This window comes from Microbacterium sp. CnD16-F, from assembly GCF_024124465.1.
In the GTDB taxonomy this organism is placed as follows: domain Bacteria; phylum Actinomycetota; class Actinomycetes; order Actinomycetales; family Microbacteriaceae; genus Microbacterium; species Microbacterium gawkjiense.
Map to the genome: position 1 here is coordinate 60,188 of NZ_JAMXSA010000003.1, position 26,425 is coordinate 86,612.

A 26,425-nucleotide genomic window follows, 5' to 3' on the forward strand; every position below is an offset into this window, starting at 1 on the left:
TGGACCGCGGGAATACCTCTGTGAAAGCGCGAACACCTCGCGCCGAATCAGGAGGAGTTCCCATGCGCAAGACACTCTCTGCGGGCGTCGCCCTCGGTGCCGCCGTGGCATTCGCTGCATTCGCCCCCGCATCCGCTGCCACGTCGAACACGGCCGACCTCGCGGTGCTCCACGCGATCCCGGACACCCCCGTCGACGTGTACGTCAACGGCGACCTGACGATCGACGACTTCCAGCCGGGTGACCTCGGCGGTCCGCTCGAGCTTCCCGGCGGAACCTACTCGGTCGCGCTGACCGCCGCGGACGCCACCGACGACTCCGATCCGGTCCTCGGCCCCATCGACCTCACCCTCGAGGCCGGCATGAACTACACCGCGGTCGCGCACCTCGACGCCGAGGGCACCCCCACTGCGAACCTGTTCACGAACGACACCTCCGAGACCGCTGCCGGTGAGGGTCGTCTGACGGTGCGCCACGTGGCCGCCGCTCCCGCGGTCGACGTGCTCGCCGGCGGCGAAGCGGTCATCACCGGCCTCAGCAACCCCAACGAGGAGTCGCTCGACCTGCCCGCCGGCACAGTGAGCGCGGCCGTCGCGCTCGAGGGCACGACCGACCCGGTCATCGGCCCGGCCGACGTCGAGGTCCAGGAGGGCGTCCTGACGATCGCCTACGCCTGGGGCTCGGCCGAGGACGGCAACCTCGCACTGGCCACGCAGACCATCGACGGTCTGCACTCCGGCCCCGACGGTGTCAACACCGGTTCGGCGGGCCTCGTCGCCGAGAACGGCCCGAACGGCTGGCTCATCGCCGGTGGTGCCGCCCTCATCGCCGGTCTCGTCGCCGGTGGTGTGCTCGTCGCCCGTACCTCGGCTGCGCGCCGCTGAGGTCCTGACATGCGCCGCCTGTCGGTCATCGCCGTCACGCTGACGGCCCTGATGCTGGCGGCCTGTGCACCGGTGTCGGAGACGGGATCACCCCCCTCCGACACCGGTTCGGGCGCGACCGGGACGGTCTCCCCTCGACCGGCGGCTCCCACGCCGCAGGTCTCCGTCCCGGTCGCTCCCGCCACTCCGCAGGCCGTCTTGCGCGCTCCGGCACCGGAGCGGCTCGCCATCTCGTCGTTGGACGTCGACATGCCGGTGGAGGCGGTCGGGGTGCAGGACACCGGCGAGATGGAGATCCCGGAACGTCCGTCGATCGCGGGGTGGTACCGCTTCGGCAAGGCCCCCGCCGACGCCGAAGGCACGACCGTGATCGCCGCCCACGTGGACGACCGGGAGTACGGTGTGGGACCGCTCGCCAGACTGCGTGAAGCGAAGGAGGGCGACGAGGTGACGGTGACGGATGCCGACGGCACGGTCACCACCTACGTCACCGAGTCGGTCACGTACATCCCCCGCGCGGAGCTCCCCGTTGACGACCTGTTCACCCGCGAGGGTCCGCGGACCCTCGCCGTCATCACCTGCGGCGGTGATTTCGATCAACAGACCCGCACCTACAGCGATAACGTGGTGCTCATTGCGAAGGCGCAGTCGTGACCATCACGGCCCCGCCTCGGCTCGCCGCACGGAAGGAGCAGGCCGTCGACGACGACACTCACCTCGCTGAGCGTTTCGCGGCGGGTGACGAGACCGCGGTGAAGGCGATGTACGACCGGTGGTCGCGCATCGTGTACACCCTCGCCGTCCGCTCGCTCGGCGACACGACCGAGGCGGAGGACGTCACACAGCGCACGTTCGTCTCGGCGTGGACCTCCCGGTCGTCGTACCGCCCGGACGGGGCGCCTCTCGGCGCGTGGCTCATCACGATCGCGCGTCGCCGCATCGCCGACGCCCACGAGGCCCGTGCCCGCGCGGCACGTCTCGAGGAGGCGTTGAAGGCGGTCGTCCCCGACGAGGTCGCCGAACACGACGTCTCCGACGCGATGCTCGTGGCCGACGAGGTCGCCCAGCTCGAGCCCGACGCCCGTGCCGTCCTGGCGCTGGCGTTCTACGAGGATCTGACCCACCAGCAGATCTCCGACAGACTGGGGATGCCGCTCGGCACCGTCAAAAGCCACATCCGACGAAGTCTCACCCGCCTGCGAACCCGATTGGAGGCGCACCATGTCACATCTTGACCCCGAGGTCGCCGCCCTCCTGGCGATGGGGGAGCAGCCTTCCGCCGACGAGCAGCATCACCTCGATTCCTGCGCGGACTGCACGGCCGAAGTCGCCTCGTTCGCGCGCGCGGTCGCCGCAGGCCGGGCGACCCGCACCGGCGAGGAACTCCTGACGCCCCCCGACCGCGTCTGGGAGTCCATCCGCAGCGAACTCGCTCTGCCGTCGGAGCCGTCGACCGCACCGGAGTCGACGCCCGACGAGTCGGCATCCCGTCCCTCCGAGGCGCCGTCGACCGGGGCCCGGCACGTGGCACGTCGCCGGCGGGTCAGTCGTCGCCCGGTGTTCTTCGTGATGGCGGGAGCGGCCGTCGCCGTCGTGGCGATCGTGGCAGGCGTCTGGATGGCCGGGGGCATCGCCCCGCGTCCCAAGATCATCTCCGAGGCCCGGCTCGACGGCTTCCCGACCTGGGCGGGCGCCCAGGGCGAGGCGATGCTCGAGCGCGTCGACGGTCACGACCGCGTCGTGGTCGACCTGACGGCATCCGTCCCCGACGACGGCTACCGCGAGGTGTGGCTGCTCACGTCGGACGCCAGCGACCTAATCAGCCTCGGCGTGCTCGACGGCAGCTCGGGCTCCTTCGACATCCCCGACGACGTCGACCTGTCGCGGTTCACCGTGGTCGACATCTCGCAGGAGGACGTCGACGGGGATCCGGGTCACTCGGGCGACTCGATCGTCCGGGGAACCCTGTCAGCCCCCTGAGCGCGCGGGAGTGTCGCTGACGGATGCGGCGGCCCCGCCGCTTAGGCTCGTCTGGCCATGATCCGCTTCGAAAAGGTCTCCAAGAAGTACCGCGGCACCAGCAAACCCGCCCTCAGCGACGTCGAGTTCGACGTCCAGCGCGGGGAGTTCGTGTTCCTCGTCGGCGCGTCGGGCTCGGGGAAGTCGTCGTGCCTGCGCCTCATCCTCCGCGAGGACACCGCCTCCGACGGTCGCGTCGTCGTCCTCGGACGCGATGTGCGCGGTCTGAGCACGCGCAAGGTCCCCTACTTCCGTCGTCACATCGGGTCGGTCTTCCAGGACTTCCGTCTGCTGCCGAACAAGACCGTCTTCCAGAACGTCGCGTTCTCGCTGCAGGTCATCGGGTCGAGTCGCGCGTTCATCCAGCAGTCCGTCCCCGAAGCCCTCGCCCTGGTGGGCCTGGCGGGCAAGGAGAAGCGCCTGCCGCACGAGCTCTCAGGCGGTGAGCAGCAGCGTGTCGCGATCGCGCGCGCCATCGTCAACCGGCCGCAGATCCTGCTCGCCGACGAGCCGACCGGAAACCTCGACCCGGGAACTTCCATCGACATCATGCAGTTGCTGGCCCGCATCAACGCCGGCGGTACGACCGTCGTGATGGCGACCCACGAGGCGGGCTTCGTCGACCAGATGCAGCGCCGCGTCATCGAGCTGCGCGGTGGCGTGGTCGTGCGTGACGAGCGCCACGGCGGCTACGGCGACACATCGGGCCTGCCCGTCCTCACGCCCGAGACGGTCAAGGGCGCGGCGGCCACGGCGGCGCTCACGGCCGTCCTCGAACTGCAGAAGCAGATCGCGACCGGCGACACGGGGGCGGTCGAGCCCCTCCCGGACCCGATCGAGCCTCCGGCCCCGCAGCCCGAGACGGTGCTGCCCGCCATCCCCGTCGTGCAGGACCCGCCCCCGGTGACCGAGGTGCAGACGGATGCCGCGGCCCGGGCAGCGGCGTCCGAGCCGGACACGGGCACCAGAGGCATCCCGATCGCCCCCGCCGACATCGACCTCGGCGACATCGACGGGCTCGGGGCAGCGGACCGTCTGGGTCTCGGGCACCGCGACGACGACGAAGTGGGGCCCACCGCATGAGAGTTCGTCTGGTCCTCGGCGAGGCCCTCACGGGTCTTCGTCGCAACGCGTCGATGGTGATCTCCGTCATCCTCGTCACCTTCGTGTCGCTCACGTTCGTGGGCGCCGCCCTGCTCATGCAGATGCAGATCGCCAAGATGCAGGGGTACTGGGCCGAGCGCGCCCAGGTCGCGATCTTCATGTGCCGCGACGGGTCGACGGAGACCACCTGCAGCGACGGCGAGGCGACGGACGAACAGCTCGCCGCGGTCAAGGAGAAGCTCGAGAGCCCGGCTCTCGAGGGAATCGTCCGCAGCGTCCGGTTCGAGACACGCGAGGAGGCCTACCAGAACGTCCTCGACCTCATGGGCGAGGACTACAAGGACTTCATCACCCCGGCCCAGTTGAACGAGACGTACTGGGTCAACCTCGTGGATCCCACGCAGACGGATGTCATCGACGAGGCGTTCTCGGGAACGCAGGGCGTCGAGGGGGTGACCGACCAGATGGAGTATCTGCAGCCGCTGTTCTCGGCGCTCACGATCGCGACCTACTTCGCGGTGGGGATCGCCGGGCTCATGCTCGTGGCGGCCGTGCTCCTCATCGCCACCACCATCCGGCTCTCGGCCTACGCGCGGCGCAAGGAACTCGGCATCATGCGTCTCGTCGGCGCATCCAACCGGTTCATCCAGACGCCGTTCGTCCTCGAGGGCGTCTTCGCCGCCTTCATCGGCTCGGCACTCGCCAGCGTCGCCGTCTGGCTCGGCGTGCAGTACGGCGTGCACGGGTTCCTCGTCGACGAGATCGACTTCGTGACGACGTGGATCGACGGACGGGATGCGCTGCTGGTCATCCCGCTGATCGTGGTTCTCGGTCTCGTGCTGGCGGCGCTGTCGGCCAGCTTCGCCATCCGCCGATGGCTGCGCACCTGAGCGTACGCCTCCGTTAGACTGGCAGGCCGGTCGCGCGCGGAGCGCGGCCGCGTCGAGGAGTCATCATGCCCAGGGAACGCGGGGAACAGGTCATCGCGACCAACCGTCGCGCGCGCCACGAGTACGCCATCGAGAAGACCTACGAGGCCGGTCTCGTGCTGACCGGCACCGAGGTGAAGTCGCTGCGCCAGGGGCGCGCGAACCTGAGCGACGGCTACGCGTTCATCGACGGCGGCCAGGCCTGGCTCGACGCCGTGCACATCCCGGAGTACTCACAGGGTCACTGGACGAACCACGCCGCCAAGCGCACGCGCAAGCTGCTCCTGCACAAGGACGAGATCGTCAAGCTCTCCCACGCGGTCGCCGCCGGCGGCTACACGCTCATCCCGCTCAAGCTGTACTTCTCGGACGGGCGGGCGAAGGTCGAGATCGCCGTCGCGAAGGGTAAGCGCGAGTACGAGAAGCGTCAGACGATCCGCGAACGCGAAGACAAGCGCGAGGCCGAGCGGGCCATGCGCAGCCGCAACCGTCTGGGGGAGTGACCCTCAGGCCGGTGGCCGCCGTGGCCGCGGTTCCGGGGGCGGCGGAACCGCCTTCGCGGCGATGACCGCCGTGCGGCCGATGCGTTCGAGCCCGCGCTTACCGTCGACGACGATCACGTCGGGTTCGACCGACACGAGCTCGCCGAGGGCGTCCGTCGCCCGCCCGTCGGGCAGTAGATAGCGCACCACCACGCGGGTCCCGGGAGCGGGGAACGGGATCACCAGCGGCCCGGCGCGTAATCCTTGAGGAAGACGCCGAAGACGTCCTCGCCGGCTTCGCCACGCACGATGGGGTCGTAGACGCGAGCGGCGCCGTCGACGAGGTCCAGCGGGGCGTGGAACCCCTCCTCCGCGAGGCGCACCTTCGTGGGGTGCGGCCGCTCGTCCGTGATCCATCCGGTGTCGACGCTCGTCATGAGGATGCCGTCGCTCTCGAACATCTCGCGGGCGCTCGTCCGGGTCAGCATGTTGACCGCGGCTTTCGCCATGTTCGTGTGCGGATGCCCGGGGCCCTTGTACCCGCGTTCGAAGACACCCTCCATCGCGCTGACGTTGACGATGTAGGTCCGCCGGGCGGGGCTCGCGGCGAGCGAGGGCCGGAGCTTGGACACGAGGAGGAACGGTGCCGTCGTGTTCGCGAGCTGGACCTCGAGCATCTCGAGCGGATCCACCTCCTCGACGCGCTGCACCCAGGAGTTCGTGTGGTCGAGGTCGGGGATCAGACCGCCGGCGTCGATCGCCGTCCCCGCGGCGAGACGGTCGAGCGACGTCGACCCGGCGGCCATCGCCTCGCGCGTGAGCACGTCGGCGCGATCGGCCGCCGCGGCGAGGATCGGGTGCGCGCTCACCGACCGCTCGAGGGCCTCGGGGTGCCGGTCGTTGGTGTGCCCGAAGGTGACGAGTTCGGGCAGCGGGCCGTCGGGGAGCGGTGCGAGTTCGGCGTCGACGAGCGGTTGGTAGGCGCCGGGGGAGCGGCGCACCGTTTGCGTCGCGTTGTTGATGAGCACGTCGAGCGGGCCCGCAGCGGCGACGTCGTCGGCGAGGGCGATCACCTGCGCCGGGTCGCGCAGATCGATGCCGACGATCTTCAACCGGTCGATCCACTCGGCCGAGTCCGGCAGCGCGCGGAACCGACGCACGGCATCCCGCGGAAACCGCGTCGTGATCGTGGTGTGGGCGCCGTCGCGCAGCAGGCGCAGCGCGATGTACATGCCGATCTTCGCGCGCCCACCCGTGAGGAGCGCCCGTCGGCCGGTGAGGTCGGTTCGGGCATCCCGCTTCTCGTGGCTGAGGGCCGCGCAGTCGGGGCAGAGCTGGTGATAGAAGGCGTCGACGATCGTGTACGGCTGCTTGCAGATGTAGCAGCCGCGCGCCTTCTTGAGGACGCCCGCGATGGGGGCGGCGGTGCGGGTGGCGATGGGGATGCCGCGCGTCTCGTCGTCGATGCGGTCCGGCGCTCCCGTCGCCGTCGCGTGGACGACCTCGCGGTCGGCGGTCGCGACGGCCTCACGGATCTCGCGGCGCCGTTCCTTCTTCGCCGCCTTGAACATCGCTGCGCTCGCTTGCCGGACGGCAATGAAGTCGGGGTGCGTCCGGGGGAGGGAGGGGAGGGCCGCGAGCACCCGGAGAGTGGTGGCGAGATCAGCGGGATCGATCGCCGTGTCGGACGAGAGAGTGTCGGGAAGCACACGAGATTCTACGTCGAGTCGGATGCCGAGCCTGTTAGCGTTCAGGCGTGACCGCCTCAGACGACGCCTCCGACCGCTCGATCCGGGTCTCGGCCGCCGTCATCCGCGACGCCTCCGGACGGCTCCTGCTGGTCCGCAAGACGGGCACGACGGCCTTCATGCAGCCCGGCGGCAAGCCCGAGACGGGGGAGGGCCCGGCCGAGACGCTCGTCCGGGAGCTGCGCGAGGAACTCGGCGTCGACGTCGCCGTCGACGACCTCCGATCCCGGGGTGTCTTCCGGGCGGCGGCAGCGAATGAGGCCGGGCACACGGTGGTCGCAGACGTGTTCGACGTTCCGCTCGGTCGCCAGGAGCCGCGCGCCGCGGCGGAGATCGCCGAACTCCGATGGGTCGGCGAGGCGGAGGCGCAGGCGCTGGAGGTCGCGCCGCTCGCGCGCGACTACTTCCTCTTGGACTGAGCCGGCCGTCCGGGTGGTAGTCTGGGATGCTCGGACGCTCCGGCATCCGAGACAGGACAACTCCACAGTGTGACAACGGTCCACACGCCGTCAGGCGTCCCGGGGATGATCGGTTTCGACATCGCCTGTGACTCTGCGGGAAGCGGGCCGAGGATGCAGGGTTATCTCGTTAACGATCTCTGCGAACCAATAACTGCCGAAAAGAAGCAGTCCGACTTCGCCCTCGCTGCGTAAGCAGCGAGCCCGAGTCCGTCAGTCCGTGAGTGATCCCCTCGCGGTCCCTGGCGTCATCTAAGGGATCTCGCTGCGTGACGTCGCCTGAGCGTCACGCGGGACTTTCTTCAGGCTGGGCTCGTCGACTTATGTGTCTGTACTGAAGGTCGGAGCCGAGCAGAACGCCTTTTACAGACTGCGCCCGGAGAAGACGCCGTCTCTCAGCGATGGACGGGGGTTCGATTCCCCCCATCTCCACGAACCGTTGTCACGGAGTGAAGCCCCCGGTGTCCGTACGGATGCCGGGGGCTTCGTCGTGCGTCAGCCGAGCTCGATGAGATCCAGGCCCTGCCGGGTGTCCGAGACCTTCACCCAGCCGTCGCCGAAGAGGTAGGTGACGCCGTACCCCTGCTCGTCCACGCGGAGCGCCGCATCCGGGTCCTCGGTGATGATCACGCCGGCGTCGTCGTCCTCGCGCAGCCATCCCTCCGCCTCGAGCGCCGCCTCGGTCGCGTCGGCATCGGCCTGGGAGATCGGGGACCACCCGAAGAGGACGAGGTCGTCGTTGGTGGGGGAGCTGAAGTCGCCCCAGGTGCACGCCGTGCCCTCGGGGAGCTCGAGGTCCAGGATCACGAACGGATCCTCGCGGACCGTCCACCCCGTCGCCGTGAACGCGTCCACGGTCTCGGGCGAGAGCATGTTCTCGCACGTCACGTCTGCCGGATCGATGGTCGGTGGGGCGGATGCCGCGGGTGCGGAGGCGCCCGGGGCGGGAGCCGCCGCCGTCCCTGCGACCTGTCCCGGCGTGGGACTGCACGCCGTGGCGAGGAGCACCGTGAGGCCGCTCGCCGCCACCGCGGCGGCGAGGCGCGTCCCGTGTCGCGCGGACCTCACGCGCCGAGCATCCCGAGGAACTCGTCGTGGAGGATGCCGTTGGTCGCCAGCGACGACAGTGCATCGAGCCGTTCGGCCCCGTGGATGTCGGTGAAGCGGCCGCCGGCCTCGAGGATGATCGGCACGTGCGCGGCGATGTCGTACTCGCGGACCCCGAACTCGGCGACGAACTCTAGACGGCCCTCGGCGAGCAGCATGTAGGGCCAGGCGTCGCCGTAGCCGCGGTCGCGCCACACGGCGCGCGAGAGGCGCAGGAGGTCGTCCGCGCGACCCTCGGCATCCCACTGCGCGATGCTCTGGAAGCTGATGCTCGCGTCGGAGAGCGACGCGACGTCGGAGGTGCGGATGCGGCGGGTCGCGCCGTCGGCGGTGCGGGTCCACGCACCGGCGCCCGTGGCGCCCCACCAGCGACGCGAAATGGCCGGCTGGCTGACCACGCCGACCCGCGGCACGCCGTCTACGACGAGCGAGATCAGGGTTGCCCACATCGGGATGCCCTTCAGGTAGTTCGCCGTGCCGTCGATCGGGTCGATGATCCACTGCCGCGATCCGTGGCCGCTCGTGCCGAACTCCTCGCCGAAGACACCGTCGGCGGGTCGCTCCGCCGCGAGCAGGTCGCGGATGGCGCGCTCCGTGGCCAGATCCGCCTCGGTGACGTGCGTCGCGTCGGCCTTCGTGCGGACGTCGAGGTCCGGCGCGTCGAAACGCTCCATCGCGACGCGGTCCGCGGCATCCGCGAGGCGCAGGGCGAGCGCGAGGTCGTCCGTCACGTCGCCGTCGAAGGGGGCGGTCCAGTCCGTCGCGGAGGGCAGAGGCGTCACGGCTCCAGGATACGTGGTGCGCCTGATGCCCTCGTGGGCGCCGAGGGCGTCTCGATTGGCGGAGCAGCCGATCGTGATGCTAGTGTTGACCCTCGGTTCGAGTTCTTCGAATCACGCACCTCTAGCTCAATCGGCAGAGCAACTGACTCTTAATCAGTGGGTTCTGGGTTCGAGTCCCAGGGGGTGCACGGACGGCCCCGGTCACTCTCGCCAGTGATCGGGGCCTTCTGCTTCTGCAGTGTCGGATGCCCCGGTCAGAGCCACATCTTGCGCTTGAAGACCGCATAGAGCACGACCGAGCTCGCGACCATCAAGCCGAGGGCCATGGGGTATCCGAAGGTCCAATGCAGCTCGGGCATGTGGTCGAAGTTCATGCCGTAGACCGTGCCGACCAGGGTCGGTCCGAACAGGATCGCCGCCCACCCCGAGATCTTCTTGACCTGCTCGTTCTGTTCGAGCGAGGTGTCGGTCTGCCGCTGGGTGACGAGCGTCGAATGCACGGTCAGGGCGTTGTCGAGGATCGAGCGGAACGCCACGATGCGCTCGTTGAGACGGATGACGTGGTCCAACACGTCCCGCAGCGAGCGCTGCAACTCGATGTCGACCTTGTACTTCTCGGACCCCTGCAGCAGCCGCTGCAGCATGTCGTCGAGCGGGAGCGTCGACTTGTGCAGGGCGATCACCTCGCGCGCCAGCGTGTAGATGCGCTGCGACAGCCCGGCATCCGACCCGCTGAACAGCGTCTCCTCGATTTCGTCGATGTCGTTCTCGACCCCGGCGAGCACGGGGGAGTACTCGTCCACCACCTGGTCGAGGATGGCGTACAGCACCGCCTCCGGGCCCATGCGGAGCAGTTCGGGCTGGTGCTCCATCCTCGCCCGCACCTGCGTGAGGTCCGGCGAGTCCGCGTGCCGGATCGTCACCACGAACTCGGGACCGACGAAGACGTGCAGCTCCCCGACGTCCACCGAATCCGTCGTGTCGTCGTACCGCGCCGGTCGCAGCACCGTGAACAGCACGTCGCCGTACCGCTCGAGCTTCGCGCGCTGATGCCCGGCGAGGGCGTCCTCGACGGCGAGCGGGTGCAGGGAGAACTCCGTGGCGACGGCGGCGACTTCCTCCTCGGTCGGGCGGTAGAGGCCGATCCACGCCATGCCGTGGTGGTCGCGCATGTGCTCGAAGGTCTCGCTGAGGTTCACCGGGTCCTGGATCCGGCGGCCGTCTACGTACACGGCGTTGTCGACGATGGGCATGGGTCGATTCTCCGCGGTCGAGAGGGGAGGATGCCGCGCCGCGCCGCGCCGCGGTGCGCGGACGGGCCGGGAGTCAGCCGAGGTTCGGCTTGAGCTCCTGCCGTATCGCCTCGACGTTGTCGGGGGTCACCTTCCATCGCATCGGGTCGGCGTCCTCGAAGGTGATCTCGTACGCTTTGGCGTCGCGGTCGAACTGCAGCAGGAACTTCGCGGGCAGCTCGGCGCCCTCGGGGTAGCGGTCGGCGAGGTAGGCGTCGACGGCGGGCTTGATCTGCGAGGGGCGTGAGGCGACCGCCGAGACGGTTCCGTCCGGGGAGTAGGCGTAGCCCGACGTCTCGCTCAGTCGCCCCCCGCCGAGGCTGATCACCATTGCCAGTGACTTCCAGTCGTCGCGAGCGCCCTGCATGTTCGTGACGATCGCACGGATGAGTTCCGTCGTCGGATCAGTGGACACGACTCTCCTTCGGCTCACGGGATCGGGGGCATCTCCGCGCTGGGGACGCGGGTGGAGACCTGACCGGGTTGGTTGTAGAAGGAGGGGTAACCCTGCGCACCTCGTCCTCGTCGGTGTCCGGCCACTCGAAGCCGAGCTTCTCCATGACCCACACGAGGCACTTCGGCGACATCATGCCCATCGCGCCACCTCCTGGTCCGAGGATAGGAATCGCCCGAGGGCCGATCCATGGGGAGACCCCCCGCCGGCTCCGCCTCAGGAGGAGAGCTTCGACAGCGCGGAGCCCTTGTGCGCGGCCTTCGCCCCGGTCTTCTCGGACTCCACGATGTAGGCGGGCTCGTCGCTGGACGCGGTGAAGTCCTGCCCGTCGAAGGTGAAGTCCTTCGTCTTCCGCTCGACGATCGTGCCGTGGGTGCGACCCTGGGAGGTGTTCCAGCTGACCCGGTCGCCCTTCTTCAACGCTGCCATGATGCGTCCTTCCTGTCCGCCGCGTGACTCGCGGCTCGGTCGATGCGGATCCGTGCGAGGACGAGCCCCATCAGGAGGGCGCCCGCCCCTCCCACGGCCATGTCCCCGATGGTGTCCGGGTAGGTGACGAAGATCTCGGAGTCCACGAACGTCTTCCCGAGCCACTCGACCATCTCCCAGATCGCACTGATGGCGAGCCCGACAGTCGGCAGGAGGACGATCGCGGTGCGCCGCCGGGGCCGGTCTGGGAGGACGCCGGATCGCTGCAGGGCGACGTACCCGATCGACGCGATGATGCCCGTCGCCACGAAGTGCACGACGAGATCCCACCACGCGATCGACCGGTACAGGTCGAGGACGTTGCTCCACGCGGCGACGCTGACGGTCACTCCGTAGAGGACGTCGAACCACGGAAGCACACCGAGCAGGCGCGGGACGAGGAGGGCGGGCAGTGCGAGTGCGAGGATCCCGGCATCCGTCGGAGTCCACCAGACGAAGGCGGCCAGGACGCTGATCAGGCCGAGGAGACGGATGCCGTCAGCCGCCCATTCCGCCGGCGACGCCGGCGGGCGCAGGAAGTCCTCCCTCATCGCGGCACCTCGAGAGCGGCATGGACGGCCAGGTGGTCGCTCGGCGCGATCCCGTCCTCGGTTCGCGCGTCTATCCCGACCCGTTCGACCTCGATGTCCGACGTTGCGAGGATCACGTCGATCCGCTTGCCGTCGCGGACGGGTGCGCGGTAGCCCGCGTACGTGCCCCAGGCGGGGGTCACCCTCTCCGCGGCGACCGTCCACGTGTCCGTCAGCAGATCGCCGGCGCGCAGGGCGCGGAGTGCATCGGACTCGGCGCCGCTGTTCATGTCGCCGAAGACGAGGGTCGGGAGCCCGGTGCCGCGCACCTCGGTGCGGATGGCCTCCACCCCGCGCATCCGGGACCGCGCGGAGAAGGGGTCGAGGTGCGTGTTGACGACGGCGAAGCGTGCACCGGTGGTGCGGTCGCGGAAGACGCCGACCGTGACGATGCGGGGCACGAGGTTGCCCCAGGACCGGGTGCCGAGGACGTCGGGTGTGTCCGACAGGGCGCGTTGGCGGTGGTGGAGCGGTTCGAGCCGGTCTCGATCGAAGAACACGGGACAGCCCTCCCCGCGCCCGCCTCGTCGACGCCCCACGCCGATCCGCGCGAACGACGGTCCGAGGGCGGCGGCGATCTCCGCCGCGGGACCGGGGAGGACCTCCTGGGTGCACAGGATGCTGGGGCTCTCCCGCCGGAGCATCGACACGAGGGCGGGGCGGCGGCGTGCCCAGCGATCCGACGGCGAAGAGAGCAGAGAGGGCATCGGACGACGCACGTTCAGCGTCATCATGTGGAGGAGCGGAGCCTCCACGGCGCCGAGGAGGCGGTTCACCGGGTCACCCGCCGAGCGACCGCGGAGCCCGCGCGTCGCATCGCGAGACGCGCCCAGCGGACCGGCGGGAAGCTCGCGGGCCAGTGGATCACGACGGTGCGGACGCCGCGGCGCACCCGCCGACGGAACGCGGATGCGGAGGTGAAGGGCCGCATCGAGATCCCCATCGCGGCGCCGGGGACGAGGCGGATGCGGTGGTGCTCGCCGAGGTGGAACGACAGGTCGAGGTCGTCGTGCACCTCGGGATCGTCCCGGTGGACGCTGCTGCTGACGCGCCGCCAGGCGTCGCGCCGCAGACCGAGGTTGGAGCCGAACAGCGGGACGTGGCCGAGGACGGGGAGCAGGACGATCGCGTACGCGCCGAGGTAGACGCTCGCCAGCGGCGTCCGCAGCGGGCGGGGTCCGTCCACGAACCGCGCGCCCCCGGCGAACACGGAGGCCTCGGGGTGCGCGTCGGCCGCGCTGCTCATGGCAGCGACCCACGACCCCGCCGGAACGCAGTCCGCGTCCAGTCGGAGGATGAGGTCGGCCGACGCCGCGTCGTAGCCGGCGGCTGCCGCAGCCGGTATGCCGGGCCGGTCGCAGTGGATCACGTCGGCGCCCGCCGAGCGGGCGACCTCTGCGGACTCATCGGAGGACATGTTGTCCACGACGATGATCTGATCGGGCCGCTTCGTCTGCAGAGCGAGGGCCCGCAGACAGCGTCGCAGCTCGTCCGCGTCGTCCTTCACAGGGATGACGACGGAGACGGATGCGGCGGCCCGCGGGCCCTCGGTGCGCACGGATCAGCTCAGGTTGTCGGCGATCCAGTCCTTCGCGATGTCCTCGGTGTTCCGCTGGTCGACGGAGGACTCGACGTTCATCGCGACGAGCTCCTCGGGCGACATTGCGGCGCTGACCTCGTTGATCACGTCGGCGATCTCGTCCGAGATGTCCGAGCTCGCGATCGGCACGACGTTGGACGCGAGGAAGAGGCCTTTCGGGTCTTCGAGGGTCACGAGGTCATCGGTCTTGATGCGCGGGTCGGCGCTGAACACGTTGGCGACCTGGATGTTGCCGGCGACGAGCTCGTCGACGGTGGTGTCGGCGGTCGCCTCGAAAGCGACATCCACGCCGTAGACGTCCTTGAGCCCGGTGGGGCCGTAGGGACGCTGTTCCAGCTCAGGCGCGCCGCCGAGCTTCAGCCCGTCGATGCCGGCGAGGTCGCCGATCTCGGTGAGGTCGTTCTCGGAGGCGAAGGCCGCGGTCACGTTGTACGAGTCCTGGTCGGTCGCCGGCGAGTAGTCGAGCGCGGTCAGACCGTCCGGGAGGGCGTCCTGCAGCGCGGCGTAGACATCGTCGGGCGTCGTCGCCGTGGCGTCCTTGTCGAAGTACTGCAGCAGGTTGCCGGTGTACTCCGGGAAGAGGTTGATCGATCCGTCCTCGAGCGAGGGCATGTAGGCGTCGCGCTGGCCGATGGAGAAGTTGCGCTCGACGGTGAAGTCGGCGGCTTCGAGAGCCTGGGCGTAGATCTCGGCGATGATCTCGTTCGAGTAGTACTGCTGCGAACCGATCACGATCGTCGACGACTCCTCGCCTCCGCCGTTGCCGCCCGATCCGCCGCCTTGCAGGGACTCGCTCGACCCGCAGGCCGAGAGTGCGAGGGCGGCGACGGCGGCGAGGCCGAGGGCGGGCAGGATGCGTGTGCGGGTGATGGACATGGGTGCCTCCGGGTGGGATAGGGGTCGTGCTGCTGTGAGTCAGGCGGGTTGGGGGGACGGGCGAGGCCGCAGGCGGCGCGGCGCGGATCGCTGGACGGCAACGCCGCGGGGGACGAGGATGCGCTGGAGCAGCGCGAACACGCCGTCCAGCACGAGGGCGAGGACCACGACGACGATCGACGCCCCGAGGATCTGCGCCGGATTCCGGGTCTGGATGCCCTGAATCAGGGCGAAGCCGAGTCCGCCGAGGCCGACGTAGGCCGCGATGGTGACCGTCGCGACGACCTGCAGCACAGCGGAGCGGATGCCGCCGATCAGCAGCGGCAGTCCGAGGGGGATCTCGATCTTCCACAGGACCTGCATCGGCGTCATCCCGACGGCGCGCCCCGCCTCGATCGTCGTGCGCTCGATCGCCTCGATCCCCGCGTAGGCCCCCGCGAGGATCGAGGGGATGGCGAGGAGAACGAAGGAGACGACGGCGGCCTGCTCCTTGAAGTTCACGCCGATCAGGAGGTAGAGCAGGACGACGAGGCCGAGGGAGGGCAGCGACCGGGCGGCGCCGGAGAGGAAGACGGCGATCTCGCGTCCGCGACCGGTGTGCCCGATGGCCCATCCGGCGGGTACGGCGACGAGCGCAGCGAGGGCGACCGAGCCGAAGGTGAAGCCGAGGTGCTGGAGGATCGCCTCGCCGAGGGGGAGGTATCCCGTCGTGCGATCCGGCGAGAAGATCCAGGCGAAGGCGTCGAGGAAGACGTTCATGCGGCGACCTCCCGCATCCGTGCCCGCGACCGCGGGGGCGAGGTTCGTCGGGTCCACGGCATCAGCGCGCGTCCGGCCAGCAGGAGGAGCGCGTCGATGACGAGGGCGATGATCACCACGGCGAGCACGCCCGCGAAGACCTCGGGGAGGATCCTCCGCTGCGATCCGTTCGTGAACAGGTACCCGAGGTTCTGCACGCCGATCAGTGCGCCGACGGTGGCGAGCGAGATCGTCGAGACGGCCGTCACCCTCAGGCCCGCCAGCATGACGGGGCCCGCCAGCGGGAAGTCGACCGTCCAGAAGCGCCGCCACGGACCGAAGCCGACTGCGATCGCGGCGTTGCGGACGCTGGACTCGACCGACGCGAGTCCATCCGTGACCGACCGGGTCATGATCGCGACCGCGTAGATGGTCAGCGCGACGACGAGGTTGGTCTCGGACAGCAGAGGGATGCCGCTGATCGCGCTGATGAGCGCGAACAGGCCGAACGACGGGATCGTGTAGAGGATGCCGACCGCACCCAGCACCGTGCCGCGCAGCCGCGTGTAGCGGAACGCCGCCCAACCGATCGGCACCGCGACGGCGAACCCGACGAGGATCGCGATCGTGCTCTGTCGGAGGTGGGCGACGGTCAGGCGACCGATCAGGTCCAGGTTGTCGAGGACCCAGTTCATGGGGAGGTCACCTCGGATCCTCGGCCGTATCCGATACGAGCACTCCCTGCGTGCGTCCCGCGCCGTCCACGAGGACGGTACCGCGAGGGGTCTGCTTGGCGCGGAACGCGCGCGCTCCGCGGTCGGTGCCGATGAAAGTCGCGACGAAGTCGTCGGCCGGGGATTCGATGATCTCCGAGGGCGTGCCGCGCTGGGCGATGTGTGCGCCCTTCTGCAGGATCACGACCTGGTCGCCCAGGAGGAAGGCCTCGTCGATGTCATGCGTGACGAAGACGATGGTCTTGTCGAGTTCTCGCTGCAGCCGGATGACCTCGGCCTGCAGTTCTTTGCGGACGATGGGGTCGACGGCGCCGAAGGGCTCGTCCATGAGGAGGATGTTGGGGTCCGCGGCGAGGGCGCGCGCGACGCCGACGCGCTGCTGCTGACCGCCGGAGAGCTGCGCGGGATACCGGTCGGCGAAGGCGGCGTCGAGGCCGACGACCTCCATCAGCTCGAGCGCGCGACGCCGTGCGGCCGCCTTCGTCTGTCCGGTGAGCACGGGCACCGTCGCGATGTTGTCCGCCACCGTGTAGTGGGGGAGCAGGCCGGCGTTCTGGAGGACGTACCCGATGCTCCGCCGCAGCTGGACGGCGTCCTTGGCGTGGATCGACTCGCCGTCGATCGTGATGTCGCCCGACGTCGGTTCGATGAGGCGGTTGATCATGCGCAGGAGCGTCGTCTTGCCGCACCCCGACGACCCCACCAAGACCGTCGTCTTGCGGGCCGGCATCTCGAGGGTGACATCGTCGACCGCGGCGGGTCCATCGCCGAAGCGCTTGGTGACGGATCGGAACTCGATCGCCATGGAGGGGTCCTTTCGGCCGGTGTTTCAGCCAACCACACGCCCCCGACATCCCGGCAATCCTCCGCGACCATTGACGTCACATGGCGGGTATGGCAGATGGAGCGCCCGTTCCGGTCCCGGGCGGGCCTGGTGTCACTAGCGTGAGGGCATGAGCACACGCGAATACGACCTCATCGTCATCGGAGCAGGACCCGTCGGTGAGAACGTCGCCGACCGCGCGATACGAGGTGGTCTCACCGCTGCGATCGTCGAGAGCGAACTCGTCGGAGGCGAGTGCTCCTACTGGGCGTGCATGCCGTCGAAGGCTTTGCTGCGTGCGCCCGCCGCGCTTCGCGCGGCCCGCGACGTCGCGGGCGCCGCGGAGGCGGTGACCGGCGGGGTCGATGTCGCCGCCGTGCTCGCGCGCCGGGACCGCATCGTGCACGACTATCAGGACACGTCGCAGGTCGAGTGGCTGCAGGGTGCGGGGATCGACCTGGTGCGCGGCCACGGGCGCCTCGCCGGGGAGCGGGAGGTGACCGTCACCGCGGCCGACGGCGAGACGACGACGCTTCGGGCTCGGCACGCGGTCGCCGTCTGCACCGGCTCCGCAGCGCTGATCCCGGACATCCCCGGATTGCAGGATGCCGCACCCTGGACCAGTCGCGAGGCGACGGGGGTCCGCACCGTGCCGTCCTCGCTGATCATCCTGGGCGGCGGCGTCGTCGGGCTCGAGATGGCGACGGCTTTCACGGCCCTCGGCTCGGACGTGACCGTGATCGCCCGGTCCACCCTCCTCGGCGGACTCGAGGACTTCGCGGGCGAGGCCGTGGGCGCCGCCCTGACGGGCGCGGGCGCGACCGTCCTCGCCGGGCGCGGTGTCGAGCACGTCGCCCGTTCCTCCGACGGGGTGAGTGTCACTCTGGATGACGGCTCCGTCGTCCGAGCGGAGGAGATCCTGGTGGCGACGGGTCGTGTGCCCCGCACCGAAGACCTCGGCCTCGAACACGTCGGACTCGAGGCGGGATCGTGGATCCGGGTAGACGACACGATGCGCGTCCCCGGGAACGACTGGCTGTACGCGGTGGGCGATGTCAATCACCGGGCCCTGCTGACCCACCAGGGCAAATACCAGGCCCGTGTCGCCGGCGACGTCATCGCGCGGCGCGCCGCGTCGAACGACGTGGACACGTCGGCCTGGAGCGCGCTGGCGGCCACCGCCGACCACAGCGCCGTTCCCCAGGTCGTGTTCACCGAGCCCGAAGTCGCCGCCGTCGGACACACCGAGGCATCCGCTCGTGACGCCGGCATCGACGTGAAGGTCGTCGACTACGACCTGTCCTGGGTGGCGGGGGCGAGCACCCACTCCGACCGGTACGAAGGGCGCTCACGGGCCGTCATCGACGCGGAGCGCGGCGTGCTGGTCGGGGCGACGTTCGTGGGACCCGATGTCGCCGAGCTGCTCCATGCCGCGACGATCGCCATCGTCGGCGAGGTCCCGCTGCACCGCCTCTGGCACGCCGTCCCCGCGTACCCGACCGTCAGCGAGGTGTGGCTGCGCTGGCTCGAGACCGCGGGGTTGTGACCGCCGCCGTCGTCATCGACGGCGGACGGACTGGATGCGGGTCGTCAATTGGTGCGCGTGCGCGAGCAGCAGACGCCCCAACTCGGGGAGGCGGTCCGGGCCGAAGCGGAACTCGACGCCGGTGAGGCTGAGGGCCCAGGCGGGCCGCCCCTCCTGATCGAACACGGCTGCCCCGAGCCCCCACGATCCCGGGATGATGAGCCCCGGATTCACCGCGTAACCGCGGTCCCGGGTCTCCCCGATGCGTGCGCGCAGGGGATCCGCATCGTGGACATCACCCCACCGCGCGGCGAGGTCGGTATGGCGGCCGAGGTAGGCGTCGACCTCGGGCTGCGGCAGGAACGAGAGGATCGCGAGCCCCGCGGACGCGACGCCCAACGGGAAGCGGATTCCTTCGCTGAGCACGAACGACCGGATCGGGAACGACCCCTCCTCGCGCATGAGGCAGACGGTCTCATCGCCGCGCCGGACGGACAGGAACGCGCTCTCCTCGGTCTTCACCGCGAGCGATCGGACGATGTCGCCGGCGACGTGCGTGATGTCGTAGCGGGGCGCGGCGGCCGCGCCCATGAGGAAGAGTTCCGGTCCGGCCAGCCATCGTGCCGTGCGCTCGTCCTGATCGACCAGGCCCTCGGCGCGCAGGGCGGTCAACAGGCGGTGCGCCGTCGACCGGGAGAGGGATGCCTCGTGGGCGAGTTCGCGCACACCGCGGCCTTCCGCGCCGGCGGCGCTGACGAGCCGGAGCAGGCGCGCCGCCCGCGCGATGGCCTGCGCTCCCGGGACGGTCGACGAGGGGTGTTCCACATCGTGGACCCTAGGCGCGGAGCGTCCCACATCGCAACCGACCGCTCGCGGTCCGGGGCCTCCGACGTCGATGCTGGGAGCAACGACACGAAGGAGTGCACCGTGATCGACAAGACGGTCCCCTCGGCGGCCGACGCCGTCGCCGACATCCCCGACGGCGCGAGTATCGCCGTCGGCGGCTTCGGCCTCTCCGGCAACCCGATCGCCCTCATCGACGCCCTGCTCGCACAGGGGACGACGGACCTCTCCGTCGTCTCCAACAACTGCGGAGTGGACGACTGGGGTCTCGGTGTTCTGCTGCGAGCGCGCCGCATCCGCAAGATGACCTCGTCGTACGTGGGCGAGAATAAGGAGTTCGAGCGCCAGTTCCTCTCCGGCGAGTTGGAGCTCGAGCTCACGCCGCAGGGCACCCTCGCCGAGAAGCTGCGCGCCGGCGGGGCCGGCATCGCCGCCTTCTACACGCAGACGGGCGTCGGCACGCAGGTCGCGGAGGGTGGTCTGCCGCGTCGGTACGACGGCGCCGGCGGCGTGGCCGTGGCATCCCCGCCGAAGGACGTCCGTCGCTTCGACGTCCGCGGTGAAGCCCGGGAGTTCGTCCTCGAGGAGGCCATCGCGACGGACTTCTCCCTCGTCCACGCGCTGCGCGGCGACCGGCACGGCAACCTCGTCTTCAACAAGGCGGCCCGCAATTTCAACCCGCTGGCCGCCATGGCCGGCCGCATCTGCATCGCGCAGGTCGAGGAGCTCGTCGAACCCGGCGAGCTGGACCCGGATGCGGTGCACCTGCCCGGCGTCTATGTGCACCGCATCGTCGAGGTGGGCACAGGGATCGAGAAGCGCATCGAGCGACGCACTGTCGCGACGGAGGGGGAGTGAGATGGCGTTGACACGGACGCAGATGGCGGCGCGAGCGGCGGCCGAGTTGCCGGACGGCGCCTACGTGAATCTGGGGATCGGGCTTCCGACGCTGGTCCCGAACCACATCCCGGACGGCGTGACCGTCGTGCTCCAGTCGGAGAACGGCATCCTCGGCGTCGGCCCGTACCCGACGGAGGACCAGGTGGACCCCGACCTCATCAACGCGGGCAAGGAGACGGTGACCACCCTTCCCGGATCGGCGTTCTTCGACTCCGCGCTCAGCTTCGGGATGATCCGCGGCGGCAAGATCGACGCCGCGATCCTCGGCGCGATGCAGGTGTCGGCCCGGGGCGACCTCGCGAACTGGATGATCCCGGGGAAGATGGTGAAGGGCCCGGGCGGTGCGATGGACCTCGTCCACGGCGCCGCGAAGGTGATCGTGCTCATGGAGCACACGGCCCGTGACGGGTCGCCGAAGATCGTGACGGACTGCTCGCTGCCGCTCACCGGTCGCGGTGTCGTCGACCGGATCATCACCGATCTCGCCGTCATCGACGTGACGTCCGAGGGGCTGGTGCTGGTCGAGACCGCACCGGGGGTCACCGTGCAGGGCGTGAAGGATGCGACCGAGCCCGAGCTCGTGGTCGCGCAGGATGTGAAGGTGGGAGCATGACCGAAGACATCGTGATCGTGGCGGCGGCGCGGACCCCGCAGGGCCGGTTGAAGGGGCAGCTCGCCCCGTTCACCGCACCGCAACTGGGCGCCCTCGCCATCCGCGGCGCCCTCGAGCGCGGCGGCGTCGCCCCGGCATCCGTCGACGCGGTCATCCTGGGGCAGGTGCTCGCCGCCGGTTCGGGGCAGAATCCCGCACGTCAGGCCGCGGTCGGCGCCGGGCTCGGCTGGGACGTCCCCGCCACGTCGGTCAACAAGGTGTGTCTGTCGGGGCTGACGGCGATCATCGACGCGAAGCGGATGATCGCCGTGGGCGATGCCGCGGTGGTCGTCGCCGGCGGGATGGAATCGATGACGCGCGCCCCTCACCTGCTGATGGGGTCTCGCGACGGCTGGACGTACGGCTCCGTCGAGGTCCTCGACCACATGGCCGTCGACGGGCTCACCGACGCCTACGACGGCGTGTCGATGGGGTTGTCGACGGAGCGCCGCAACCCCGGGCTCGGACTCTCCCGCGCGGACCAGGACCACGTCGCCGCGCTGTCGCATCAGCGGGCGGCCGCTGCGGCGGAGGCGGGTGTCTTCGACGCGGAGATCGTCGAGGTCGAGGTGCCGCAGCGCAAGGGCGATCCGCTCCGGCTCACGCGGGACGAGGGTGTCCGCCCCGAGACGACCGTCGAGACCCTCGCGCGCCTGCGCCCCGCGTTCTCGCCCGACGGCGACATCACGGCCGGCAACGCGTCTCCGATCTCCGACGGTGCCGCGGCGGTCGTGGTGACGACCCGCTCCCGGGCGGATGCCGAGGGGTGGACTATCCTCGCGGTGATCGGCTCGGCCGGTCAGGTCGCCGGCCCCGACAACTCGCTCCACTCGCAACCCGCGCGGGCACTGGCGCAGGCGCTCGGGCGGCAGGGCATGGCCGCCGCCGACCTCGACCTCATCGAGATCAACGAGGCCTTCGGCGCCGTCGTCGCCCAGTCCCGAAGCGAGCTCGGCGTCGATGATGCGGTCGTCAACGTCCACGGCGGCGGGATCGCGATCGGACACCCGATCGGCGCGTCCGGCGCGCGGTTGGTCGTGCACGCCGTGCACGAGCTGGCCCGCCGCGGGAGCGGGGCGGCCGGTGTGGCGCTGTGCGGCGGCGGCGGTCAGGGCGAGGCGCTGATCCTCACTCGGTAGAGGCTCGCGCCGTGAGGCTCCTCGGCGTCAGCGCCGACGCGACACGCGCTTCTTCAGAAGCTTCTTCTTGTCGTCGGCGCGCGGCGAGTCGAGCGGGATGAGCTTGCCGCGCGAAGCGCGTCGCGTGTCGACGACCGAGCCGATCGCGAGGGCCATCGTGATCGCCCAGCTCAGCCAGGCCAGCGCGGTGCGCCAGGTGAAGCTCTCCTCGCTGCGCGCGGAGCGCACCAGGGTGACCCCTCCGGTGAGGGCCGACAGGAGTCCGGTGCCGAAGAGGTATTTGCGCATACCACCCACGGTAGTGGGGGTGAGTCCCCGTCGCGGCGGTTGTTAGCCTGAAGTCATCCGTCGAGAGGAACTCCGTGACCGTGGCTTCAGACTTCGTCGTCGTGTCCAACCGCCTTCCGGTCGATCGGACGGATGACGAGAACGAGCCGTGGCGGCGGTCCCCGGGCGGACTGGTCACCGCGGTCGATCCGGTGATGCGCCGCAACAACGGTGCCTGGATCGGGTGGCCGGGACAGCCCGGCGTGGAGCTCGATCCGTTCGACTTCGACGGGCTCCAGCTCGTGCCAGTCACCCTCACCGCGGACGATGTGCAGTTGTACTACGAGGGCTTCTCGAACGACACCATCTGGCCGCTGTACCACGACGTGATCGCAGCCCCGACCTACCACCGCGCGTGGTGGGACGCCTACGTCAAGGTGAACCGCAGGTTCGCGGAGGCCGCTTCCGCGCATGCCGCCGACGGCGCGACGGTATGGGTCCACGACTATCAGTTGCAGCTCGTCCCGAAGATGCTCCGCGAACTCCGACCCGATCTCACCATCGGGTACTTCCACCACATTCCGTTCCCCGCATACGGCCTGTACGCCCAGCTGCCGTGGCGCCGGCAGGTCCTCGAGGGTCTCCTCGGCGCCGACGTCATCGGGTTCCAGCGGGTGGCGGATGCCGGCAACTTCGCCCGTGCCGTGCGTCGGCAGCTGGGGTTCGACACCAAGGCCGGCGCGATCTCGGTGCCCACCGCCGACGGGGGAGTGCGCAAGGCCGTTGCGCGGGCCTATCCCATCTCGATCGACGCCGCGGAGTACGAGGAGCTCGCGAATCGGCCGGACATCCAGGCGCGCGCCGCCGAGATCCGCTCGAGCCTCGGCAATCCGAAGGCCATCCTCCTCGGGGTCGATCGGCTCGATTACACGAAGGGCATCCGCCACCGCCTGAAGGCCTACGGCGAACTGCTCGCCGACGGCCGGCTCTCCGTGCACGACGTGACCCTCGTGCAGGTCGCGAGCCCCAGCCGAGAACGCGTGCAGACCTACATGGAGCTGCGCGACGAGATCGAGCTCACCGTCGGTCGCATCAACGGCGACGCCGACGAGCTCGGCTATACCGCCATCCAGTACCTCCACAACTCCTATCCGCGCGAGGAGATGGTCGCCCTCTTCCTCGCGGCGGACGTCATGCTCGTGACGGCCCTCCGCGACGGCATGAACCTCGTCGCGAAGGAATACGTCGCCAGCCGCGTCGACGGCGGCGGTGCCCTCGTGCTGAGCGAGTTCACCGGGGCCGCCGACGAGCTGACGCAGGCCATCAAGGTCAATCCTCATGACATCGCAGGGTTGAAGGACGCGATCATGCACGCGATCGAGATGCCCGAGCGCGAGCGCGAGCGGCGGATGCGGGCGCTGCGGCGTCGGGTGCGGGAGAACGACGTCGCGAAGTGGTCGCAGCGCTTCCTGGCGGACCTCGGCCAGTCGCGCGAGGAGCGGGCGTGACCGGTGTCACCGCGGTCGCCGCGGCCGAGCGCCTGCTCGTCGCCCTCGACTTCGACGGCACCGTGTCCTCGCTGGTCGACGAACCGATGACGGCGCGGATGACCCCTGCCGCGCGCGGGGCCGTCGACGCCCTCCTGACGACGCCCGATACGTTCGTGGCGTTCGTCTCCGGCCGGACCCTCGCCGACCTGCGGGTCATCGCCGAGCACGAGGACGACTCGCCGATTCTGCTCGCCGGCTCGCACGGGGCCGAGTACTGGATTCCCGGTTCGCCGTCCGAGGGCGACGTCGACGCCGCGGACATCGCGCTGCGCGATCGCCTGCGCGCTGACGCGGAGCGTCTCGCAAGCGGCGTCTCCGGCGCCTGGATCGAGCCGAAGGCGTTCGGGTTTGGGGTGCACCTGCGCACCGTCGCCGACGCCGACGAGGCCGCTGCGCTGCGCTCGGGCGTCGACGCGATGATGGCGGACGCCGCGCCGCACTGGCGCCGGCGCCAGGGCCACGACATCGTCGAGTACGCCTTCACCGATGCGGGGAAGGATGCGGCCGTCGCCCACCTGCGCGAGGTCGTCGGGGCCACAGCCGTCGTGTTCGCCGGCGACGACGTCACCGACGAAGACGCCCTCCGCTCCCTCGAGCCGGACGACCTCGGGATCCGCGTCGGCGCGGGGGAGACCGCGGCATCCGTCCGTGTGCGCGACATCGAAGAACTCGCCGGATTGCTGTCGACTCTCGCACGCGAGCGGGTCGCCGCTCGGCAATAGACTTCGAGAATGCCTTCACCCGACGAGACGATCGACATCAAGCCCCGCAGCCGCGCGGTGACCGACGGCATCGAAGCCACCACCTCGCGCGGCATGCTCCGCGCCGTGGGCATGGGCGACGAGGACTGGGACAAGCCCCAGATCGGCATCGCATCCAGCTGGAACGAGATCACGCCCTGCAACCTGAGCCTCGACCGGCTCGCGCAGGGCGCGAAGGAGGGTGTGCACGCGGGCGGCGGCTACCCGCTCCAGTTCGGCACGATCTCGGTCTCGGACGGCATCTCGATGGGCCACGAAGGGATGCACTTCTCCCTCGTGAGCCGCGAGGTCATCGCCGACTCCGTCGAGACGGTCATGATGGCCGAGCGTCTCGACGGGTCGGTCCTGCTCGCCGGCTGCGACAAGTCGATCCCCGGCATGCTCATGGCGTCCGCCCGGCTCGACCTCTCGAGCGTCTTCCTCTACGCGGGGTCGATCGCCCCCGGCTGGGTCAAGCTCAGCGACGGCACCGAGAAGGACGTCACGATCATCGACTCCTTCGAAGCGGTCGGCGCGTGCCTGGCCGGCAAGATGAGCGAGGCCGACCTCAAGCGCATCGAGTGCGCGATCGCCCCGGGCGAAGGCGCCTGCGGCGGCATGTACACCGCCAACACGATGGCTTCCGTCGCCGAGGCGCTGGGCCTCAGCCTGCCGGGTTCGGCCGCTCCGCCCTCCGCGGACCGTCGCCGCGACTACTTCGCGCACCGCTCCGGCGAGGCCGTCGTCAACCTGCTGCGCCAGGGGATCACGACCCGCGACATCCTGACCAAGGAGTCCTTCGAGAACGCGATCGCCCTCGCGATGGCGCTCGGCGGCTCGACGAACGTCGTCCTGCACCTGCTGGCCATCGCCCGCGAGGCCGACGTCGACCTCACGCTGCACGACTTCAACCGCATCGGCGACAAGGTGCCGCACGTGGCCGACATGAAGCCGTTCGGGAAGTACGTCATGAACGACGTCGATCGGCACGGCGGCATCCCCGTCATCATGAAGGCCATGCTCGACGAGGGGCTCCTCCACGGCGACGCGCTGACCGTGACCGGCAAGACGCTCGCCGAGAACCTCCGCGAGCTCGACCCGGACCCGATCGACGGCACCGTCATCCACACCTTCGACGACCCGATCCACGCGACCGGCGGCATCACGATCCTGCACGGCTCCATGGCGCCCGAGGGTGCCGTCGTGAAGACGGCCGGCTTCGACGCCGCCGTGTTCGAAGGCCCCGCACGCGTCTTCGAGCGCGAGCGCGCCGCGATGGACGCGCTCGAGGAGGGTCGCATCGCCGCCGGCGACGTCGTCGTCATCCGTTACGAGGGCCCGAAGGGCGGCCCCGGCATGCGCGAGATGCTCGCCGTGACGGCCGCCATCAAGGGCGCAGGCCTCGGAAAAGATGTACTACTCTTGACGGACGGACGATTCTCAGGCGGCACAACCGGCCTGTGCATCGGCCACATAGCACCCGAAGCGGTGGACGCTGGTCCCATCGCCTTCGTGCGCGATGGTGATCTGATACGGGTCGATATCGCGGCTCGCTCTCTCGACCTACTCGTCGATGAGGCTGAGCTGAACTCCCGCCGCGACGGCTGGGAGCCCCTTCCCCCGCGCTATACCCGTGGCGTGCTGGCCAAGTACTCGAAGCTCGTGCGCTCCGCCGCGGAGGGCGCGACGACGGGCTAGGCCCCACACACTCCGTCATCCAT

At 70.0% G+C, this 26,425-nt stretch carries 31 protein-coding genes, 1 tRNA gene and 1 other RNA gene; 17 read left to right on the plus strand and 16 right to left on the minus strand.

The window, feature by feature from the left end; translation table 11 throughout:
- The first annotated feature begins 62 nt into the window (after positions 1-62).
- The 7 genes from NH287_RS01570 to smpB all read left to right on the plus strand — a co-directional run bounded on the left by NH287_RS01570 (position 63) and on the right by smpB (position 5,439).
- The gene (locus tag NH287_RS01570; protein ID WP_253034212.1) at positions 63-884 is read left to right on the plus strand and encodes a DUF4397 domain-containing protein; all 822 of its coding nucleotides are present in this window, start codon (positions 63-65) and stop codon (positions 882-884) included.
- A 9-nt stretch (positions 885-893) separates the two neighbouring features.
- On the plus strand, positions 894-1,538 hold the full coding sequence (locus NH287_RS01575; RefSeq protein WP_253034213.1) for a class F sortase: 645 nt from the start codon (positions 894-896) through the stop codon (positions 1,536-1,538).
- A gap of 2 nt (positions 1,539-1,540) precedes the next feature.
- On the plus strand, positions 1,541-2,119 hold the full coding sequence (locus NH287_RS01580; RefSeq protein ID WP_374209353.1) for an RNA polymerase sigma factor: 579 nt from the start codon (positions 1,541-1,543) through the stop codon (positions 2,117-2,119).
- Positions 2,106-2,864 (plus strand): anti-sigma factor, encoded by a 759-nt coding sequence (locus tag NH287_RS01585; protein ID WP_253034215.1) that lies wholly within the window; start codon positions 2,106-2,108, stop codon positions 2,862-2,864. Before NH287_RS01580 ends, NH287_RS01585 begins: the two co-directional genes overlap by 14 nt.
- A 57-nt stretch (positions 2,865-2,921) precedes the next feature.
- Positions 2,922-3,986, plus strand: a complete 1,065-nt coding sequence (gene ftsE, locus NH287_RS01590; protein WP_253034216.1) for a cell division ATP-binding protein FtsE — start codon at positions 2,922-2,924, stop codon at positions 3,984-3,986.
- The gene (gene ftsX, locus NH287_RS01595; protein WP_217530131.1) at positions 3,983-4,897 is read left to right on the plus strand and encodes a permease-like cell division protein FtsX; all 915 of its coding nucleotides are present in this window, start codon (positions 3,983-3,985) and stop codon (positions 4,895-4,897) included. The genes ftsE and ftsX overlap by 4 nt, the downstream gene beginning before the upstream one ends.
- A gap of 65 nt (positions 4,898-4,962) precedes the next feature.
- Positions 4,963-5,439, plus strand: coding sequence for an SsrA-binding protein SmpB (smpB, locus tag NH287_RS01600; protein ID WP_064001887.1), 477 nt, complete (start codon positions 4,963-4,965; stop codon positions 5,437-5,439).
- Between the two features lie 3 nt (positions 5,440-5,442).
- Here smpB and NH287_RS01605 read toward each other — a convergent pair whose 3' ends face one another.
- On the minus strand, positions 5,443-5,661 hold the full coding sequence (locus tag NH287_RS01605; RefSeq protein ID WP_253034217.1) for a hypothetical protein: 219 nt from the start codon (positions 5,659-5,661) through the stop codon (positions 5,443-5,445).
- Positions 5,658-7,127, minus strand: a complete 1,470-nt coding sequence (locus NH287_RS01610) for an SDR family oxidoreductase (protein WP_253034218.1) — start codon at positions 7,125-7,127, stop codon at positions 5,658-5,660. Before NH287_RS01610 ends, NH287_RS01605 begins: the two co-directional genes overlap by 4 nt.
- 47 nt (positions 7,128-7,174) lie before the next feature.
- Between NH287_RS01610 and NH287_RS01615 the strand changes: the two genes are divergently transcribed.
- Both NH287_RS01615 and ssrA read left to right on the plus strand, forming a co-directional pair.
- On the plus strand, positions 7,175-7,585 hold the full coding sequence (locus tag NH287_RS01615) for an NUDIX domain-containing protein (RefSeq protein WP_253034219.1): 411 nt from the start codon (positions 7,175-7,177) through the stop codon (positions 7,583-7,585).
- A 101-nt stretch (positions 7,586-7,686) separates the two neighbouring features.
- Positions 7,687-8,059, plus strand: a transfer-messenger RNA (tmRNA) gene (gene ssrA / locus NH287_RS01620).
- A 60-nt stretch (positions 8,060-8,119) separates the two neighbouring features.
- On the opposite strand, the gene NH287_RS01625 is transcribed toward ssrA, so the two are convergent.
- A complete protein-coding gene (locus tag NH287_RS01625; protein WP_253034220.1) occupies positions 8,120-8,692 on the minus strand; it encodes a hypothetical protein in 573 nt (190 codons plus the stop codon).
- Positions 8,689-9,513 (minus strand): inositol monophosphatase family protein, encoded by an 825-nt coding sequence (locus tag NH287_RS01630; protein ID WP_253034221.1) that lies wholly within the window; start codon positions 9,511-9,513, stop codon positions 8,689-8,691. The genes NH287_RS01625 and NH287_RS01630 overlap by 4 nt, the downstream gene beginning before the upstream one ends.
- 115 nt (positions 9,514-9,628) lie before the next feature.
- On the opposite strand from NH287_RS01630, the gene NH287_RS01635 reads away from it, so the two are divergent.
- A tRNA-Lys gene (locus tag NH287_RS01635) sits at positions 9,629-9,701 on the plus strand.
- A gap of 66 nt (positions 9,702-9,767) precedes the next feature.
- Here NH287_RS01635 and corA read toward each other — a convergent pair.
- The 10 genes from corA to NH287_RS01685 all read right to left on the minus strand — a co-directional run bounded on the left by corA (position 9,768) and on the right by NH287_RS01685 (position 17,070).
- Entirely contained in the window at positions 9,768-10,766 is a 999-nt protein-coding gene (gene corA, locus NH287_RS01640) for a magnesium/cobalt transporter CorA (protein ID WP_253034222.1), read from the minus strand.
- A 73-nt stretch (positions 10,767-10,839) separates the two neighbouring features.
- Positions 10,840-11,220, minus strand: coding sequence for a hypothetical protein (locus NH287_RS01645; RefSeq protein ID WP_253034223.1), 381 nt, complete (start codon positions 11,218-11,220; stop codon positions 10,840-10,842).
- 255 nt (positions 11,221-11,475) lie between these two features.
- A complete protein-coding gene (locus NH287_RS01650) occupies positions 11,476-11,688 on the minus strand; it encodes a DUF2945 domain-containing protein (RefSeq protein ID WP_064001895.1) in 213 nt (70 codons plus the stop codon).
- Positions 11,676-12,278, minus strand: coding sequence for a hypothetical protein (locus NH287_RS01655; protein WP_217530119.1), 603 nt, complete (start codon positions 12,276-12,278; stop codon positions 11,676-11,678). Before NH287_RS01655 ends, NH287_RS01650 begins: the two co-directional genes overlap by 13 nt.
- Entirely contained in the window at positions 12,275-13,093 is an 819-nt protein-coding gene (locus NH287_RS01660) for an endonuclease/exonuclease/phosphatase family protein (RefSeq protein WP_253034224.1), read from the minus strand. Before NH287_RS01660 ends, NH287_RS01655 begins: the two co-directional genes overlap by 4 nt.
- A complete protein-coding gene (locus NH287_RS01665; RefSeq protein WP_253034225.1) occupies positions 13,090-13,875 on the minus strand; it encodes a glycosyltransferase family A protein in 786 nt (261 codons plus the stop codon). The genes NH287_RS01660 and NH287_RS01665 overlap by 4 nt, the downstream gene beginning before the upstream one ends.
- 3 nt (positions 13,876-13,878) lie before the next feature.
- The gene (locus NH287_RS01670) at positions 13,879-14,793 is read right to left on the minus strand and encodes an ABC transporter substrate-binding protein (protein ID WP_253034226.1); all 915 of its coding nucleotides are present in this window, start codon (positions 14,791-14,793) and stop codon (positions 13,879-13,881) included.
- Positions 14,794-14,832: 39 nt separating this feature from the next.
- Positions 14,833-15,552, minus strand: a complete 720-nt coding sequence (locus tag NH287_RS01675; RefSeq protein WP_253034249.1) for an ABC transporter permease — start codon at positions 15,550-15,552, stop codon at positions 14,833-14,835.
- A complete protein-coding gene (locus NH287_RS01680) occupies positions 15,549-16,226 on the minus strand; it encodes an ABC transporter permease (RefSeq protein ID WP_217530112.1) in 678 nt (225 codons plus the stop codon). The genes NH287_RS01675 and NH287_RS01680 overlap by 4 nt, the downstream gene beginning before the upstream one ends.
- Before the next feature lie 7 nt (positions 16,227-16,233).
- Positions 16,234-17,070 carry an ABC transporter ATP-binding protein gene (locus NH287_RS01685; protein ID WP_253034227.1) on the minus strand — a complete coding sequence of 279 codons (837 nt, stop codon included), beginning with the start codon at positions 17,068-17,070 and terminating at the stop codon, positions 16,234-16,236.
- A gap of 148 nt (positions 17,071-17,218) precedes the next feature.
- Between NH287_RS01685 and NH287_RS01690 the strand changes: the two genes are divergently transcribed.
- Positions 17,219-18,634, plus strand: coding sequence for an NAD(P)/FAD-dependent oxidoreductase (locus tag NH287_RS01690; RefSeq protein WP_253034228.1), 1,416 nt, complete (start codon positions 17,219-17,221; stop codon positions 18,632-18,634).
- A gap of 12 nt (positions 18,635-18,646) precedes the next feature.
- Here NH287_RS01690 and NH287_RS01695 read toward each other — a convergent pair whose 3' ends face one another.
- Positions 18,647-19,438 (minus strand): IclR family transcriptional regulator, encoded by a 792-nt coding sequence (locus tag NH287_RS01695; protein ID WP_253034229.1) that lies wholly within the window; start codon positions 19,436-19,438, stop codon positions 18,647-18,649.
- Between the two features lie 102 nt (positions 19,439-19,540).
- Here NH287_RS01695 and NH287_RS01700 point away from each other — a divergent pair, with 102 nt between their 5' ends.
- From NH287_RS01700 to NH287_RS01710, 3 genes are read left to right on the plus strand one after another with little or no spacing between them, the layout of a single operon-like run.
- Positions 19,541-20,314, plus strand: a complete 774-nt coding sequence (locus NH287_RS01700) for a CoA transferase subunit A (protein WP_064001903.1) — start codon at positions 19,541-19,543, stop codon at positions 20,312-20,314.
- 1 nt (position 20,315) lies between these two features.
- Complete coding sequence (locus tag NH287_RS01705) at positions 20,316-20,969, plus strand: 3-oxoacid CoA-transferase subunit B (protein WP_253034230.1); 654 nt, start codon at positions 20,316-20,318, stop codon at positions 20,967-20,969.
- The gene (locus NH287_RS01710) at positions 20,966-22,147 is read left to right on the plus strand and encodes an acetyl-CoA C-acetyltransferase (RefSeq protein WP_253034231.1); all 1,182 of its coding nucleotides are present in this window, start codon (positions 20,966-20,968) and stop codon (positions 22,145-22,147) included. The genes NH287_RS01705 and NH287_RS01710 overlap by 4 nt, the downstream gene beginning before the upstream one ends.
- A 27-nt stretch (positions 22,148-22,174) precedes the next feature.
- Here the strand turns inward: NH287_RS01710 and NH287_RS01715 are convergent, their stop codons facing one another.
- Positions 22,175-22,435: a hypothetical protein gene (locus NH287_RS01715; protein ID WP_253034232.1), complete on the minus strand. Its 261-nt coding sequence runs from the start codon at positions 22,433-22,435 to the stop codon at positions 22,175-22,177.
- 74 nt (positions 22,436-22,509) lie between these two features.
- On the opposite strand from NH287_RS01715, the gene NH287_RS01720 reads away from it, so the two are divergent.
- Genes NH287_RS01720 through ilvD form a run of 3 tightly spaced genes read left to right on the plus strand, consistent with a single transcriptional unit; the run spans position 22,510 to position 26,402 of the window.
- The gene (locus NH287_RS01720; protein ID WP_253034233.1) at positions 22,510-23,922 is read left to right on the plus strand and encodes a trehalose-6-phosphate synthase; all 1,413 of its coding nucleotides are present in this window, start codon (positions 22,510-22,512) and stop codon (positions 23,920-23,922) included.
- Complete coding sequence (gene otsB, locus NH287_RS01725; protein WP_253034234.1) at positions 23,919-24,686, plus strand: trehalose-phosphatase; 768 nt, start codon at positions 23,919-23,921, stop codon at positions 24,684-24,686. Before NH287_RS01720 ends, otsB begins: the two co-directional genes overlap by 4 nt.
- A gap of 9 nt (positions 24,687-24,695) precedes the next feature.
- Complete coding sequence (gene ilvD / locus NH287_RS01730) at positions 24,696-26,402, plus strand: dihydroxy-acid dehydratase (RefSeq protein WP_253034235.1); 1,707 nt, start codon at positions 24,696-24,698, stop codon at positions 26,400-26,402.
- Positions 26,403-26,425 lie beyond the last annotated feature (23 nt).

Excerpts from the sequence above, each read along its gene's own strand:
- NH287_RS01690 (WP_253034228.1), top strand. The coding sequence starts at position 17,219 with ATGAGCACACGCGAATACGACCTCATCGTCATCGGAGCAGGACCCGTC.
- corA (WP_253034222.1), bottom strand. The coding sequence starts at position 10,766 with ATGCCCATCGTCGACAACGCCGTGTACGTAGACGGCCGCCGGATCCAG.
- NH287_RS01585 (WP_253034215.1), top strand. The coding sequence starts at position 2,106 with ATGTCACATCTTGACCCCGAGGTCGCCGCCCTCCTGGCGATGGGGGAG.
- ilvD (WP_253034235.1), top strand. The coding sequence starts at position 24,696 with ATGCCTTCACCCGACGAGACGATCGACATCAAGCCCCGCAGCCGCGCG.
- NH287_RS01685 (WP_253034227.1), bottom strand. The coding sequence starts at position 17,070 with ATGGCGATCGAGTTCCGATCCGTCACCAAGCGCTTCGGCGATGGACCC.
- NH287_RS01650 (WP_064001895.1), bottom strand. The coding sequence starts at position 11,688 with ATGGCAGCGTTGAAGAAGGGCGACCGGGTCAGCTGGAACACCTCCCAG.
- NH287_RS01655 (WP_217530119.1), bottom strand. The coding sequence starts at position 12,278 with ATGAGGGAGGACTTCCTGCGCCCGCCGGCGTCGCCGGCGGAATGGGCG.
- NH287_RS01705 (WP_253034230.1), top strand. The coding sequence starts at position 20,316 with ATGGCGTTGACACGGACGCAGATGGCGGCGCGAGCGGCGGCCGAGTTG.
- NH287_RS01670 (WP_253034226.1), bottom strand. The coding sequence starts at position 14,793 with ATGTCCATCACCCGCACACGCATCCTGCCCGCCCTCGGCCTCGCCGCC.
- NH287_RS01575 (WP_253034213.1), top strand. The coding sequence starts at position 894 with ATGCGCCGCCTGTCGGTCATCGCCGTCACGCTGACGGCCCTGATGCTG.
- NH287_RS01680 (WP_217530112.1), bottom strand. The coding sequence starts at position 16,226 with ATGAACTGGGTCCTCGACAACCTGGACCTGATCGGTCGCCTGACCGTC.
- ftsE (WP_253034216.1), top strand. The coding sequence starts at position 2,922 with ATGATCCGCTTCGAAAAGGTCTCCAAGAAGTACCGCGGCACCAGCAAA.
- NH287_RS01570 (WP_253034212.1), top strand. The coding sequence starts at position 63 with ATGCGCAAGACACTCTCTGCGGGCGTCGCCCTCGGTGCCGCCGTGGCA.
- NH287_RS01710 (WP_253034231.1), top strand. The coding sequence starts at position 20,966 with ATGACCGAAGACATCGTGATCGTGGCGGCGGCGCGGACCCCGCAGGGC.
- ftsX (WP_217530131.1), top strand. The coding sequence starts at position 3,983 with ATGAGAGTTCGTCTGGTCCTCGGCGAGGCCCTCACGGGTCTTCGTCGC.
- NH287_RS01715 (WP_253034232.1), bottom strand. The coding sequence starts at position 22,435 with ATGCGCAAATACCTCTTCGGCACCGGACTCCTGTCGGCCCTCACCGGA.
- NH287_RS01675 (WP_253034249.1), bottom strand. The coding sequence starts at position 15,552 with ATGAACGTCTTCCTCGACGCCTTCGCCTGGATCTTCTCGCCGGATCGC.
- smpB (WP_064001887.1), top strand. The coding sequence starts at position 4,963 with ATGCCCAGGGAACGCGGGGAACAGGTCATCGCGACCAACCGTCGCGCG.